The sequence below is a fragment of the Dyadobacter sp. CY351 genome (assembly GCF_021502625.1).
Taxonomy (GTDB): Bacteria; Bacteroidota; Bacteroidia; order Cytophagales; family Spirosomataceae; genus Dyadobacter; species Dyadobacter chenhuakuii.
In genome coordinates this window covers 168,466-182,153 of record NZ_JAKFFU010000004.1, presented here as the reverse complement: position 1 = coordinate 182,153, position 13,688 = coordinate 168,466, and the positions used below count along the sequence as shown (strand labels likewise).

Sequence of the window (13,688 nt, the reverse complement as noted above, 5' to 3'; positions counted from 1 at the left end):
ATTTGGATAATGCGCGTTTCGATGAACACCAAAAGGTTGCTAACCCTCTTTTTTGTCCTGCATTGCTCCGTTTTCATGTCGGGCTGTGGCGTTTATTCTTTCACCGGGACCAATTTGTCTCCGGATATCAAGACATTCAGCGTGCTTAATTTCACGATGGGGACCGCAGGTGGACCGTCGGATCTGCCGCAAAGACTTACGGAGGAATTGAAAGAATATTTCCAGCGAAACACGAGCTTGATCAGTCAGCCTGGTGGTGGCGACCTGGTTCTGGAAGGTTCTATTACAGGTTACGACGTGCTAGCGGCCGCTCCTACCGCGAATGACCAGGCCGGCTTGAACCGTTTGAATGTCACTGTTCAGGTGCGTTACACCAATGCAAAAGACGAAACCAAGAATTTTGACCAATCTTTCACTTACTATGCCGACTTTCCTCAGGATCAAACGCTTAACCAAAATGAAGCACGGCTTCTGCCTACTATCCGGGAAAATTTAGTGCAGCAGATCTTTAATAAATCCGCCGCAGACTGGTAGTAGATTATCGTTTTGTCTAACTTCAATTTTTATTTCAACTTTCAAGGCCCATATGTTCATCATTGAAAAGGAAGCTTTCAGCAATCTGGTCAAACATCCTAATGCAGCAGGCACGGAGGTGATCGAAGCGCTCGAAGCGACGATAAAGACATTTCCTTATTGCCAGATTTCCTATTCTTTATTGGCGAAGGCATCCAGTGTTGCAGGAACAGAGAAATTAGATGAAACCCGTCCGCGGGCGGCGGCTTACGCACTGAGCCGGGTTGCATTACAGCAGCTTGTAGAAAGTGACACGGAGCGTTACGACGCAACGGTCAACATTGAAGAAGTGATCGAGGCACAGGAAAAATCGGTTCCGCAGAACGGTGAAGATGTCCTGATCAGCCTGGTGGAGCAAGAGGCAGTAAGCTTGCAAAACATTGTTTCCGAAGAGCAGAAAAGGCAGCAGCAGATTATCCAGGGTTTTATGAAAAAGAACCCGCGTATCATTCGTCAGGATAACAATCTGGAACCTGTTGCTGTTGATGTCAGCGGGCGCGTTGCAGAGTCGGGCGCGGGAAGCATTGAAACCGAAGCTTTTGCAAAAATATTGGTACGACAAGGCAAGATTGAAAAGGCAATTGACCTGTATCAAAAATTGATCTTGAAAAAACCAGAAAAAAGGAATTACTTTGCGAAAAAATTAAGCGAGTTGTATAGGTTGTAAAAAATCACACATTCACTCATTCTATCATTCAAAATTAAGAAAAGGCATGTATTTGGGTTTAATTATCTTGGTTGCGATCATCGCTGTTTTGTTGATCCTGGTTGTATTGGTACAAAATTCAAAAGGAGGAGGACTTTCCAGCGAGTTTAGCGGAGCAGGAACCACCCAAATGTTCGGTGTTAAAAAGACAACCGATTTATTGGAACAAATCACCTGGGGACTTGCAGGCGCCGTTATCCTGATTTCCCTTGCTTCATACATTATTGTTGGCGGAACTGCACAAACTGGCGGCATTAACAGTGTCAATGTGGATAAGGCTCAGAATACGGTAATTCCTGGCGGAAACATTGCTCCTGCACCAGCTCCGGGAGCGGCGGCTCCTGCGGGAGGCGAAGCAACGACGCCGGCTGCTACACCAGCAGCACCAGCGGACAGCTCAAAATAAGATATTTAAGACATTAAAAAAGGCTCATGATTTGCATCATGAGCCTTTTTTGTGTTCGGGCATTTAATTAAGCAATGTTCATCTGCTTCAAGATCAGCTTCTTGGCAACAGGCAAAAGCGCCTCATGCAAAGGATAATCGTATTTTGACTCAACAATATAGGTTGCAGGATTAGGCAGGGATTTGTTCTTTTTGGTAAGATCAACTTTGATCTGAGAAACCGTATTTCCTAAACCAATTCGGACGGTATCCACAAAAGTCGTTTTGAGATAACGCTCCTTCATTTCATTATAAAGCGCCAGCTGATATTCAAAAACACTGACAAGGGGCTGGAATGTGTGCAAAAAGAGCAGATAACCCTCTTCCAGTCTTAGTGGCACAATGCCAACAGGCGAAATTTTTATATTCTCCCCCACTTCACTGAACCGCTCAGCGCCATGCTCCAGCGAACGCGAAAAACGCGGAATGGCGAAGTCGAGGATGTAATTCAGCTCTTCCAGATAAGGGTCGTCATGGTGCGTTTCTTCATATTCCAGTTTCCAGGTCTGCAAATTGACGCCCGTCACATTTTTTGGGAAAGACGTTTTGATCTCCCTTTTGGTGGCGCGGATGTGGATGCAGGAATCAAAATGAAATTGCAGATCTGGCAGATGCGGGTGGAGCTTATGCTGTGTAAACTGGCTGTCAATATGCTGCAAATAGGCCTGCAACACATATTTTTTGTACTCAAAATCAAAAATTCCTTCTGTTAACCAGTTCTTTTGGAGGTTTTTCATGGGATTCGAAATTTGGTGCCGATAAAATTTAAGCATTTTCACTCGCTAAACAATTCTTATGCCGTGCATGACATTATAATTGCTTCTAATAATTATATAACGGCAGGGTTCGGTACAAATTTGTCACACTTGCCGGAAAAAATGTCAGCCGGAACTTGCTGGCATAGATTGTGCTTACTTGTTTCAGTCAAATCTATTACTGACAATCAAAAAACAAACGTTTAATATTTATGTCAACTTTAGCAGAAATACAAGTGAACGTACAACCTCTGGCTGATCGTGTTCTTGTAGAACCAGCCCCAGCCGAAGAAAAAACAGCATTTGGTATCATTATCCCTGATACTGCAAAGGAAAAGCCTCAACGTGGAACTGTTGTAGCAGTGGGCCCGGGCAAAAAAGACGAGCCGATGACCGTTAAGGTAGGTGACACCGTATTATACGGAAAATATTCAGGTACTGAATTGGCGTATGAAGGCAAAGATGTGCTGATCATGCGTGAGTCTGACATTTATGCCATCATTGGTTAATTGTTATCAAGTCCTATTCAATAAGTTTAATCAAGAAAATCAAAACGATTAATTAGTATGTCTAAGAAAATTTTCTTCGATACCGAAGCTCGTGATAAAATTAAGCGCGGTGTTGATACATTGGCTGACGCCGTTAAAGTAACATTAGGACCACGTGGTCGTAACGTAGTTATCGATAAGAAATTCGGATCGCCTAGCATCACAAAAGATGGTGTGACGGTTGCAAAAGAAATCGATCTGAAAGACCCTATCGAAAACATGGGTGCTCAGTTGGTGAAAGAAGTTGCTTCTAAAACTGCTGATTCTGCAGGTGATGGTACAACAACTGCAACTGTTTTGGCTCAGGCTATCTATTCAATCGGTGTTAAAAACGTAGCTGCTGGTGCAAATCCAATGGATTTGAAACGCGGTATCGATAAAGCTGTTGCTGTCATCACTAAAAATCTTGAAGGACAGAAAAAAGTAATTTCTACTTCAAAAGAAATCGCTCAGGTTGCAACAATCTCTGCTAACCATGACGAAGAAATCGGTCAGATGATTGCTGAGGCGATGGAAAAAGTAGGAAAAGAAGGTGTTATCACTGTTGAAGAAGCGCGCGGAACAGAAACTGAAGTTAAAACTGTGGAAGGTATGCAGTTTGACCGTGGTTACCTATCTCCATACTTCGTAACAAACACTGAGAAAATGGAAGCTGATCTTGAGCGTCCATATATCTTGATTTCTGAGAAGAAAGTTTCTTCAATGAAAGAATTGCTTCCAGTTCTTGAAGCAGTTGCACAAACTGGCCGTCCTTTGCTTATTTTGGCAGAAGATGTTGACGGAGAAGCGCTTGCTACATTGGTAGTAAACAAAATCCGTGGCGCCTTGAAAGTGGCTGCTGTAAAAGCTCCTGGTTTCGGTGACCGTCGTAAAGCAATGCTTGAAGACATCGCAGTAATCACTGGAGGACAAGTGATCAGCGAAGAACGTGGTTTCAAATTGGAAAACGTTACTTTGGATTATCTTGGAACTTGCGAAAAAGCAATTATCGACAAAGACAACACAACTTTGGTAAATGGTGCAGGTAACTCTAAAGATATTCAGGGCCGTGTAAACCAGATCAAAGCGCAGATCGAAAATACAACTTCTGATTACGATCGCGAAAAACTTCAGGAACGCCTTGCTAAATTGTCAGGTGGTGTAGCTATCCTTTACATCGGAGCTGCAACTGAGGTTGAAATGAAAGAGAAAAAAGACCGCGTTGACGATGCATTGCACGCAACTCGTGCTGCTGTTGAAGAAGGCATCGTAGCTGGTGGTGGTGTGGCTTACATCCGCGCAACTGCTGCTTTGGAAGGCATGACAGGCAACAACGAAGACGAAACAACGGGTATCAATATCATCCGCGTAGCTTTGGAAGCTCCTTTAAGAACAATCGTTTCTAACTCAGGCCAGGAGCCATCCGTAGTTGTTGCGAAAGTGAAAGAAGGAACCGGCGCTTACGGTTACAATGCGAAGGACAATGTTTACACAGACCTTTTGGAAGCTGGTATCATTGACCCGAAAAAAGTATCTCGTCTTGCGCTTGAAAACGCAGCATCTATCGCAGGTCTGTTGTTGACAACAGAATGTGTGATTGCTGACGAGCCAGAAGAAGCTCCTGCTGGTGGCGGTCACAGCCACGGCGGCGGAATGGGCGGAATGATGTAATATCATTTTGTTCAGACTGAACATTATAATGCAAAAAATAGCCGTCCGGAAATTCCGGACGGCTATTTGCTTTTACAACATTTATGAAAAACTTCTTCGTTTAGACGAATCAGTTTCAATTAAGTCACACATTTATATAAAAATATTTTTACGGCTGCATAAAACCATCCTGCATCACCAGTCTTCTATCCGCCATAGCAGCCAGATCTTCGTTATGCGTAACGATTACAAATGTTTGTCCGAACTCGTCCCGCAACTTGAAGAACAACTGGTGGAGTTCCAATGCATTATGCGAATCGAGGTTACCGCTCGGTTCATCCGCGAGCACGATGGACGGTTTGTTTAAAAGTGCTCTCGCAACCGCAACGCGCTGCTGCTCACCACCGGAAAGTTGTGAGGGCAAATGATTGGCTCTGTCCTTCAAACCAAGCATTTCCAGCAATTCTTTTCCTCTTTCCAAAATATCTTTTTCATTCATCGAACCATTGATATAGCCCGGCATGCATGCATTTTCCAATGCAGTGAACTCGGCAAGCAGGTTATGAAATTGGAAAATGAAGCCTATCTTTTCGTTACGAAAACGTGCGAGGTCTTTGTCTTTTTGTGTAAAAACATTTACGTCTTCGATAAAAACAGAACCTTGCTCCGGCCGGTCTAATGTTCCCAGAATATGCAGAAAAGTACTTTTGCCTGCGCCGGATGGCCCTACAATGGCCACCACTTCACCTTGCTCGACTTCCAGATCAATCCCCTTCAACACTTGTAAAGAACCATATGTGCGCCTGATCCCGCTCGCCCGCAGTAAATTCATATTATGGAGAAGATAATTGGACTGAAACCTACGCCCGTTTTGATTAATTCCTTAATTTGCCGTGAAAATACCAATTTACTTTTATACTCATGAATATTCACGAATATCAAGGCAAAAGCGTTCTTAAAAAATACGGTGTGCGTATTCAGGAAGGGCTCGTAGCCGACACTCCGGACAAGGCAGTAGAAGTTGCGCGTGAGCTTAGCCAGCAGACTGGTACCAAATGGTATGTAGTAAAATCCCAGATCCACGCAGGTGGACGTGGAAAAGGCCGCATCGTTGGAACAGAACAACGTGGCGTTGCCCTTGCGAAATCTGTTGAAGATGTGCGCACCATATCCAACAATATTTTGGGAAAAGTCCTGGTTACACACCAGACTGGTCCTGATGGCAAGCGTGTTAACAAAGTGCTTATTGCCGAAGACGTGTATTATCCAGGACCAAGCGAGCCGAAAGAATATTATCTTTCTATTCTCCTTGATCGTGGCCGTAACTGTAATGTAATCATGGCCAGCACTGAAGGCGGGATGGACATTGAGGAAGTTGCAGAGCACACGCCTGAGAAGATCATGAAAGAGTGGATTGATCCAAAAGTAGGCTTGCAGCCGTTCCAGGCGCGTAAAGTTGCTTTTGCTCTGGGTCTTGAAGGCGATGCGTTCAAAGAAATGGTGAAATTCATCACTTCCCTTTACAAAGCATACATTGAAAGTGATTCAGCGATGTTCGAGATCAACCCGGTTTTGAAAACATCTGACAATAAAATCCTTGCCGTTGATGCGAAAGTTGATTTGGATGACAATGCATTGTATCGTCACCCGGAATTAGCTGAAATGCGTGATACGAACGAGGAAGATCCTTTGGAAGTTGAAGCAGGCGCAAACAACCTGAACTATGTAAAACTGGACGGAAACGTTGGTTGCATGGTAAATGGTGCTGGTCTTGCAATGGCAACAATGGACCTTATCAAGCTTTCTGGCGGTGAGCCTGCGAACTTCCTGGATGTTGGGGGTGGCGCAAACGCACGCACCGTAGAAGCAGGTTTCCGGATCATTCTGAAAGATCCTAATGTGAAGGCAATCCTGATCAACATTTTCGGTGGTATAGTTCGTTGCGACCGCGTTGCAGCCGGTGTTGTAGAGGCTTACAAAGCCATCGGCGAAATTCCAGTTCCTATCATCGTTCGTCTGCAAGGAACAAACGCTGAGGAGGGAGCCCGCATCATTAATGAGTCTGGACTTAAGGTTTCTTCGGCTATTGAGTTTAAGGAAGCTGCTGCGAAAGTTTCAGAAGTTCTGGCTGAGCTGGGGGTTTAAGAGACGTTAAAATAAAATTGAAAAGGAAGCCTTACCTGGCTTCCTTTTTTTATACCCCTGTCACCCTGAGCGGACCGGGCCGCCGGGCGGCCGAAGGGGGCGTTATCATCTAGGTAGTAACGCCCGACCTCCCCTGTCACCCTGAGCGGAGCCGAAGGGCGTCATCACCTAGGTAGTAGCGCCCCTTCGGCTCCGCTCAGGGTGACAGGGCTGGGAACATTCTGCTTGAAGCATCCAACAGGCCTAGCCCAATAACACCCACAACACCATCACCACCAAAAAACTAACCAACCCCTGCAATCCCGTCAAGATCGTATGCGTGCGGTAAGTATCCCTCGCTGAAATCCCTGTAAACTGCGAAACGACCCAAAACCAGGCGTCGTTGGTGTGGGATACGGCCATGGCACCGCTTCCTACTGCCATGACAACTAATGTAATTTGAATGGGTGTAACGAAGCCTAATGAGGCTAGCAATGGTGCCAGAATGCTGGTTGTCAGCACCATCGCGGATGTAGTTGAGCCTTGTGCTGTTTTGAAGAAGGCGGCGATGAGGAAGGCGATTACCAGGAGATAGGCGCCGGACATTTCGTTGTGGAGCAGCCATTCGCTGACCATGTCTTTTAATGTTGTTTCTTTTAAGATCGCGCCGAAGGCTCCGCCTGCTCCTACCAGCACCAAAGTTGTTCCGCAATGTTCTATTCCACTTTTGAAACAGGCCATCATCCTTTCGGCGGCGTATTCCGGGAAAAGGGAGTAGCTGAAAAAGATGGCGATAAGGAAGGAAACCAGCGGACTGCCGAAAAAGCCCAGCCATTTTATCCAGGTTTCCGGGAAGTCGAGAATCCTTGCAAATGAAGCTAGGGTAATAAGGATAATGGGCAAAAGAATTGGCATGAATGCTTTCCACGCAGGAGGCAGTCGGCTTTCGTGAATGATGATGGGTGGCTCTACGGCTGAGTTTTCTGTGATTTCTACATTTTTTGCAAATTTTCCCGCGAACCAGGTCGAAAGGAAAAGGCTGGGAATGGAAACGACCAGGCCTATCAATATGACTAATCCCACAGAATCCGCAATGCCGAGGTTTCCTGCTGCGGATAACGGGCCGGGCGTTGGCGGAACAAGTGTATGCGTCGCAAAAAGACCGCCTGACAATGATAATGCAATGGTTACCAGCGGCTTACCAGTTCGTTTGGCAACAATCTGATTCAGCTTATGCAGGATAATAAAACCCGAATCACAAAAGACAGGAATCCCGACGATTCCACCAATCACTGCCATTGCAAATGCAGGGCGCTTTTCACCGAACAACTTTAATATCACATCTGCCACCTTAATCGCAGCACCGGATTTGTCCAAAATTGCACCGATCACACAGCCCAAAATGACCATTAACCCGATTTTAGACATTAATTCCCCGAAACCCTTTCCAATCGTTTCGGCCAGCTTGTCGATGGGCAGACCGGCGAAGATGCCCACGCCGATTGCAGCTAACAGCAAGCCAACCAGCGGGTGCATTCTAAGCACCGTAGAACTTAGTACAATGAAGACAACGGCCGCAAGAACAATGAATATGATCATCGGAGGTCTGGATTTACAGCAATTTCATGACAGCCTCATCCCCCATTACCGCGTTGGCCGGCCGGGGATGCGCCGCATTGAAAACTTCCAGATCTTTCTGTTCCAGCAGTTTGGAAGGTGTTTCGTCAATCTTACCTTGTGAATCGGTGACGGCTTTCAAATCCAGCCCAAGCTGCTCTGCCATAAAAGTATACATGGCATTCCGCTTGGAAGGACCGTAATCATGCTTTTCGTCAGGTAAATGCACATTTTCGACCAGATCTTTCTTGCCGTATAATCCGTAAATGCTTTGAATGAAAGGAAATTCGACTTCCGGCGTATTCTTGGTCCAGTCGCCGCCGTCAGACACGAGCAGCATGGGCCTCGGGGCGGTTAGGGAAGCTATTTCAACATTATTGGTCTGGTAATCGCCCTTTTTATGAATGGGAAGGCCGCTTTCACAAACGCATCCGCCAAAGAAGTAAGATGAGACCATCACGACGGGTGCAATGACCTTAACGCGGTCGTCCAGTGCAGCCAAAAGGAAAGTTTGCGTTCCCCCACCCGACTCGCCTGTTACAGCAATCCTTTCAGGGTCAACGCCGGGTTGCGCCATTAGAAAATCCAGTGCTCTTACTGCATTGATCGTTTGCAGTTTAAGCGCTTTGGGCATTTTATGTTCGCAATATTTGGAATCTCCCTGCCCTACCATATCCAGAACAAACACAACAGCACCCATGCGCGCGAGCGTTGCGCAACGTTTTTGCGTTTGTTCCCTGAACCTGCCATGCGGATTTTCACCGTGTCCATGGGGACAAAGAATGCCTGCGTAAGATTGCTGCTCTTTTAATGGTTTGTACAAATTACCGGTCACGTAAATCCCTGGCATGCTTTCGAAAGCCACATTCTCGATGGAGTAACCGTCCATTTCTTTTTTACTGTGAATGATCGGTTTTGAGGTCGGCTTGGCGGGCATAGTCTGCAAATTCATCCCTTCACGGATCTGCTTTCGGATGGCTGCTGCGCGTGTTTCCCATTCAAGTTTCGTTTTGACGGCGTGTTTTTCCAGAAATTCCTTTCCTTGCGCCTCGGTAAAATAAGCACCCTGGCATAACTCTGCCTGCTGCGCAAACAATGTGGCAGACATACAAAAAGCACTTAACATGCACATTAAAACAACTTTCATAACCCAGCGGAAAGAGATTGAACGGATTTTATTACGAAAGAGGAAAACCAGCGGTGCTTACTGTTTAAATCACCTCAGGGAATGGCCACCCTGATGTATTCCTTCAAAATGTGCGCTTCAAGTTTCCTGACCATCCCTTTGTACTCCCCGTCTATCTGGAAATGTGCTTCTTTGTCGGGGCATTCGATGGTGGCCTTCTCAACGGAAATCACGCGCATAATCTCGGGATTGAAGTCGGTGCTGCCTGCCAGGATCTTCGCGGTTTCTATGAAGTCCAGTTTTTTGGCAATAACGAGTTCGAAAAACCCATCCGACATATCGCCGGTAGGGTTAATGGTAACGCCAGTCCCGTATTTCTGCGCATTGGCGATAATCACAATAAGCGCTTCGGTTTCAATCACTTCATTGGCTGTTGTAATTTTTACCAAAAAGTTTTCATGCTCGCTTAATGTTTTCAGCATTTCACGTGCGTAACCCAGTTTTCCGCGCGTATCGCTGCTTTCATAATTTTTTACCAGCAATGCATTCAATCCGATGTCGCTTAAATGCAGACTGATTTCATTATTGATACAAACCGCATCAATACCAATGATCTTATCCCCAAAAGCCACCTCAACTGCCTCAGCAATAGACCCGGTAACCCCGAAATCCATAGCAAGTCCGTTGGCCGAGCCCACCGGGATAATGCCCATCACCACATTAGCACCCTGGACTGCTTCGGCCGTCTGCGAAATAGTGCCGTCGCCACCCGCAACCAGCACACGTTCAGGCTTAATGTTGATGACCATTTCCCGGATCGTTTCCAGATCATGCTCGCCGGTTGTTGTATAGATACGCAAATCATAACCCTTTGCCGCCGCCATCTCAATTACCTCTTCAAAAACCACATCCTTGTTCACATCACCGGATATGGGATTTACAACCAACAAAACTTTTCGTTCTGAAAACATATTGTCTAAATTAGGGACTTCAAGTGTACGGGGATAAAGATAGTTATGAAACGTTGCGACATAAAATTGTACCGTGGATATGCCAATAAAAATGAGCTGGTGGTGTTTGGGCATATCGTCAAAAAATATCCCTCAGGTGATCGAAAATATACAAGAAGCGGGTTCAGATACGCACGGACGATCATTGAGCTCTTTTCTGTTAAGACCATTCCATTTTTAAAAGTTGTGTTCAGGCTGGGCGATATTACCGCCGAAGCGACGGCTGAGGCCGATGGATATTTCCGTTTTCAGGTCCCGCTTACGGAGCCAATGACCAGCGGGTGGCATACTTACGAGGTTACCGTTGACGATGAGCTGAACGGAAAGCGATATCAGGGAAGCGCGCAGGAAGAATTTTTCCTGCCTTACAAAAGCTCCTATGGCATCATTTCCGACATTGACGACACTTTTCTGATCTCACACAGCCGCCGGTCTTTCCGGAAACTCTTTGTATTGTTGTCCAAAAACGTCCAGGCTAGGAAACCGTTCGACGACGTCGTCAAGCATTATCAGCTGCTGTCGTTCGCCAGCCGCACGCATCCGCATAAGGACAGCAACATTTTCTTTTATGTATCGAGCAGCGAATGGAATCTGTATGATATGATCGTTCGCTTTGCAGAGCTTAATGGCCTGCCAAAGGCTGTTTTGAAGCTGCGGACCATTAAGTCGGGACTGGATGATTTTGTTTCCACGGGCGGCGGATCTCATGACCATAAGCTGCGCAAGATCCATAACATTATCAATTTCTATCCCGAGCTGCAATTTATTTTGTTAGGCGATGATTCTCAGAAAGATCCGGAAATTTATGAACAGATCTGCCGGGATTTTTCTGCCAATATCCGCGCGGTTTACATTCGGCAAACCCGGCGACGAGCAAAACCAGAGACGACCTTGAACCTTAAAAACATCCAGGAACTCGGCATTGATGTTTGTTATTTTGCGCACAGTAACAAAGCCATTATCCATTCCCTCGACACAGGAATTGTGTTTCAGGCACCCATTGAGGCCATTGCGCCCATTATTGAATCAAAAGATCTCCTGCAATGAAAAAAATCCTGATTATTGAGGACGATCGCCGGATTGCCCAGAACATTTTCCGCGGACTGGCCTCCGAAAACATTGAAGCGGAAATTGCCCACGACGGCATTACGGGAAAGCAAATGGCTTTGGACAAAAAATTTGACCTTGTTCTGCTGGACGTAAATTTACCGGGAATGAATGGTCATGATGTTTGCCAGCAGATCCGGATTTATAAGCCGTCGCTGCCGATCATTATGCTTACGGCTTACGGAGAAATTGAGGATAAACTGGAAGGCCTGGGACGCGGAGCGGACGACTACATTGTTAAACCCTTTGATTTCAGAGAATTACTCGCAAGAATCAATGCAGCATTGCGCGTTTCGGAACTGATCAATCCGGAAAATACGGACAAAGTGCTCCGGATTGCGGATCTTGAAATGAACCTCGGGACCAAGCAGGTGAGCCGCGGCGGCAATATGATAGACCTTACTGCCAAGGAATTTGCCTTATTGGAATATTTCCTTTTGCACAGAGGCAGGGTTGTGTCAAAAATGGACCTGGCCGAGCACGTATGGCACCTCAATTTTGATCCGGGTACGAATGTCGTTGAGGTGTATATCAATTATTTACGCAAAAAAGTAGACAAAGACTTTGCTACCAAGCTAATTCACACACGGCCCGGCATGGGCTACATTATGAAGGAAGAATGACCCTGAAAATCAAGAATCGCATTGCTCTTCAATTCACGCTCCTCGTGGCGGCGATCTTGCTATTGTTTTCAATCACCATTTACAGCGTTTCCGAACATTACAGGCAGGAGGAATTTTATGACCGCCTGAAAAGCCGCGCCCGGACTACTTGCCGGCTGCTCGTAAAGGTTAAAGGAATTGACAAACATTTGCTGAAAGCCATTGACCAAAACACGCTTTCAGAAATGCTTGACGAGAAAGTGCTGATTTTTAATGCTGATAATGAGCTGATCTATTCCAGTGTGGATGATAAACTTTTGTCTTATAAAGCCTCGCTGCTGGATGAGGTCCGGGAAAAGCAATATATCGAGTTTCACGAAGGTGGAAGCGAGGTCATAGGTCTTCTGTATCAGGAGCAAAGTGAGCCGTTAACCGTGCTGGCGTCGGCATATGACACTTTTGGGCATAGCAAGCTCACCAATCTCCGCGAAACACTGGGTTGGGGCCTTTTAGCCGGCATTGCGGTTACTGTCGGGCTGGGGATATATTTTGCTGGAAATGCATTGCGGCCTATCAGCCGGATCAATCATGAAGTTTCGCTCATAACGGCCCAAAACCTCTCCCAAAAACTTGATGAAGGCAACCGAAAAGATGAGATCGCGCAGCTCGCGATTAATTTCAACACGGTGCTTGTGCGCCTTCACAATGCATTTGAACAGCAAAAAAGCTTCGTTTCACATGCTTCCCACGAGTTGCGGACACCATTGGCCGCCCTGAAATCCGAAATCCAACTGGGGCAGCGGTTTAATAAAAATAATCCCGACCTCGACGAAGTTTTTGCCAACCTCTTTTCCGACACGGAAAGGCTCATCAGCATTACCAATAACCTGCTTTTCCTCGCACGCTCCTACGAGCATTCGGGACAGCTGAAAATGGCGCCTATCCACATTGAAGATCTTGCTTTTGCGGCTAAGGAAGAATTGTTGTCGGCCAACCCCGATTACCGTGTTGAAATTGACTATGAAAACATCCCGGAGGATGAAAATCAGACTGTTATCGAAGGAAATGAAGAATTATTGAAAAGGGTTTTTTCCAATTTGCTGGATAATGCATGCAAATATTCTTCGGATCACCAGGCTAGGATTCTGATCTCGTCCGACAACAAATCGTGCATTGTGAAGTTCAAGGACCAGGGCATTGGCATCAGCCCCGAAGACATGCCGCATATCTTCAATCCTTTTTACCGGTCGTCGGATGCAACGACTGTTCCCGGTTTCGGAATAGGCCTCTCTATTTGCCAGCGTATCATTGATCTGCACCACGGAACGATCTCCGTCACGAGCGAGCCAGGCCAGGGAAGTGAATTTCAGGTGCGTTTAAACCACGTATGAGCCTGTTTCGGCCATTCTAATTTTTTTCTAACTTTATTTTAAGGCTCCTGTAATAC

The 13,688-nt window shown here is 46.0% G+C and carries 14 protein-coding genes; 9 read left to right on the top strand and 5 right to left on the bottom strand.

The window, feature by feature from the left end:
* Positions 1-9 precede the first annotated feature (9 nt).
* Genes L0660_RS09980 through secG form a run of 3 tightly spaced genes read left to right on the top strand, consistent with a single transcriptional unit; the run spans position 10 to position 1,685 of the window.
* Positions 10-534 (top strand): LptE family protein, encoded by a 525-nt coding sequence (locus L0660_RS09980; protein WP_235159350.1) that lies wholly within the window; start codon positions 10-12, stop codon positions 532-534.
* Between the two features lie 52 nt (positions 535-586).
* Positions 587-1,240, top strand: coding sequence for a hypothetical protein (locus L0660_RS09975; protein WP_235159349.1), 654 nt, complete (start codon positions 587-589; stop codon positions 1,238-1,240).
* A 46-nt stretch (positions 1,241-1,286) separates the two neighbouring features.
* Complete coding sequence (secG, locus tag L0660_RS09970; protein WP_233797148.1) at positions 1,287-1,685, top strand: preprotein translocase subunit SecG; 399 nt, start codon at positions 1,287-1,289, stop codon at positions 1,683-1,685.
* A 67-nt stretch (positions 1,686-1,752) separates the two neighbouring features.
* Here the strand turns inward: secG and L0660_RS09965 are convergent, their stop codons facing one another.
* Positions 1,753-2,460 (bottom strand): hypothetical protein, encoded by a 708-nt coding sequence (locus L0660_RS09965; protein ID WP_235159348.1) that lies wholly within the window; start codon positions 2,458-2,460, stop codon positions 1,753-1,755.
* Between the two features lie 230 nt (positions 2,461-2,690).
* Between L0660_RS09965 and groES the strand changes: the two genes are divergently transcribed.
* Both groES and groL read left to right on the top strand, forming a co-directional pair.
* Positions 2,691-2,987 carry a co-chaperone GroES gene (gene groES / locus L0660_RS09960; RefSeq protein ID WP_026628287.1) on the top strand — a complete coding sequence of 99 codons (297 nt, stop codon included), beginning with the start codon at positions 2,691-2,693 and terminating at the stop codon, positions 2,985-2,987.
* Between the two features lie 57 nt (positions 2,988-3,044).
* On the top strand, positions 3,045-4,676 hold the full coding sequence (groL, locus tag L0660_RS09955) for a chaperonin GroEL (RefSeq protein WP_235159347.1): 1,632 nt from the start codon (positions 3,045-3,047) through the stop codon (positions 4,674-4,676).
* Positions 4,677-4,824: 148 nt separating this feature from the next.
* Here groL and L0660_RS09950 read toward each other — a convergent pair whose 3' ends face one another.
* Positions 4,825-5,487, bottom strand: a complete 663-nt coding sequence (locus tag L0660_RS09950) for an ABC transporter ATP-binding protein (RefSeq protein ID WP_026628289.1) — start codon at positions 5,485-5,487, stop codon at positions 4,825-4,827.
* A gap of 89 nt (positions 5,488-5,576) precedes the next feature.
* On the opposite strand from L0660_RS09950, the gene sucC reads away from it, so the two are divergent.
* Complete coding sequence (gene sucC / locus L0660_RS09945) at positions 5,577-6,800, top strand: ADP-forming succinate--CoA ligase subunit beta (protein WP_026628290.1); 1,224 nt, start codon at positions 5,577-5,579, stop codon at positions 6,798-6,800.
* 243 nt (positions 6,801-7,043) lie between these two features.
* On the opposite strand, the gene L0660_RS09940 is transcribed toward sucC, so the two are convergent.
* From L0660_RS09940 to L0660_RS09930, 3 genes are all read right to left on the bottom strand, one after another.
* A complete protein-coding gene (locus L0660_RS09940; RefSeq protein WP_235159346.1) occupies positions 7,044-8,378 on the bottom strand; it encodes a GntP family permease in 1,335 nt (444 codons plus the stop codon).
* Positions 8,379-8,391: 13 nt separating this feature from the next.
* Positions 8,392-9,504, bottom strand: coding sequence for a S9 family peptidase (locus tag L0660_RS09935; RefSeq protein ID WP_235159345.1), 1,113 nt, complete (start codon positions 9,502-9,504; stop codon positions 8,392-8,394).
* A 113-nt stretch (positions 9,505-9,617) separates the two neighbouring features.
* Entirely contained in the window at positions 9,618-10,493 is an 876-nt protein-coding gene (locus L0660_RS09930; RefSeq protein ID WP_235159344.1) for a diacylglycerol kinase family protein, read from the bottom strand.
* 45 nt (positions 10,494-10,538) lie between these two features.
* Between L0660_RS09930 and L0660_RS09925 the strand changes: the two genes are divergently transcribed.
* From L0660_RS09925 to L0660_RS09915, 3 genes are read left to right on the top strand one after another with little or no spacing between them, the layout of a single operon-like run.
* On the top strand, positions 10,539-11,579 hold the full coding sequence (locus tag L0660_RS09925) for an App1 family protein (RefSeq protein ID WP_235159343.1): 1,041 nt from the start codon (positions 10,539-10,541) through the stop codon (positions 11,577-11,579).
* On the top strand, positions 11,576-12,262 hold the full coding sequence (locus L0660_RS09920) for a response regulator transcription factor (RefSeq protein ID WP_233797157.1): 687 nt from the start codon (positions 11,576-11,578) through the stop codon (positions 12,260-12,262). Before L0660_RS09925 ends, L0660_RS09920 begins: the two co-directional genes overlap by 4 nt.
* A gap of 2 nt (positions 12,263-12,264) precedes the next feature.
* Positions 12,265-13,632 carry an ATP-binding protein gene (locus L0660_RS09915; RefSeq protein ID WP_233797384.1) on the top strand — a complete coding sequence of 456 codons (1,368 nt, stop codon included), beginning with the start codon at positions 12,265-12,267 and terminating at the stop codon, positions 13,630-13,632.
* The last annotated feature ends 56 nt before the right edge of the window (positions 13,633-13,688 follow it).

What these genes read in the sequence shown, in the direction of transcription:
- L0660_RS09980 (WP_235159350.1), top strand. Translation starts at nt 10, where the DNA reads ATGCGCGTTTCGATGAACACCAAAAGGTTGCTAACCCTCTTTTTTGTC.
- L0660_RS09975 (WP_235159349.1), top strand. Translation starts at nt 587, where the DNA reads ATGTTCATCATTGAAAAGGAAGCTTTCAGCAATCTGGTCAAACATCCT.
- secG (WP_233797148.1), top strand. Translation starts at nt 1,287, where the DNA reads ATGTATTTGGGTTTAATTATCTTGGTTGCGATCATCGCTGTTTTGTTG.
- L0660_RS09965 (WP_235159348.1), bottom strand. Translation starts at nt 2,460, where the DNA reads ATGAAAAACCTCCAAAAGAACTGGTTAACAGAAGGAATTTTTGATTTT.
- groES (WP_026628287.1), top strand. Translation starts at nt 2,691, where the DNA reads ATGTCAACTTTAGCAGAAATACAAGTGAACGTACAACCTCTGGCTGAT.
- groL (WP_235159347.1), top strand. Translation starts at nt 3,045, where the DNA reads ATGTCTAAGAAAATTTTCTTCGATACCGAAGCTCGTGATAAAATTAAG.
- L0660_RS09950 (WP_026628289.1), bottom strand. Translation starts at nt 5,487, where the DNA reads ATGAATTTACTGCGGGCGAGCGGGATCAGGCGCACATATGGTTCTTTA.
- sucC (WP_026628290.1), top strand. Translation starts at nt 5,577, where the DNA reads ATGAATATTCACGAATATCAAGGCAAAAGCGTTCTTAAAAAATACGGT.
- L0660_RS09940 (WP_235159346.1), bottom strand. Translation starts at nt 8,378, where the DNA reads ATGATCATATTCATTGTTCTTGCGGCCGTTGTCTTCATTGTACTAAGT.
- L0660_RS09935 (WP_235159345.1), bottom strand. Translation starts at nt 9,504, where the DNA reads ATGTCTGCCACATTGTTTGCGCAGCAGGCAGAGTTATGCCAGGGTGCT.
- L0660_RS09930 (WP_235159344.1), bottom strand. Translation starts at nt 10,493, where the DNA reads ATGTTTTCAGAACGAAAAGTTTTGTTGGTTGTAAATCCCATATCCGGT.
- L0660_RS09925 (WP_235159343.1), top strand. Translation starts at nt 10,539, where the DNA reads ATGAAACGTTGCGACATAAAATTGTACCGTGGATATGCCAATAAAAAT.
- L0660_RS09920 (WP_233797157.1), top strand. Translation starts at nt 11,576, where the DNA reads ATGAAAAAAATCCTGATTATTGAGGACGATCGCCGGATTGCCCAGAAC.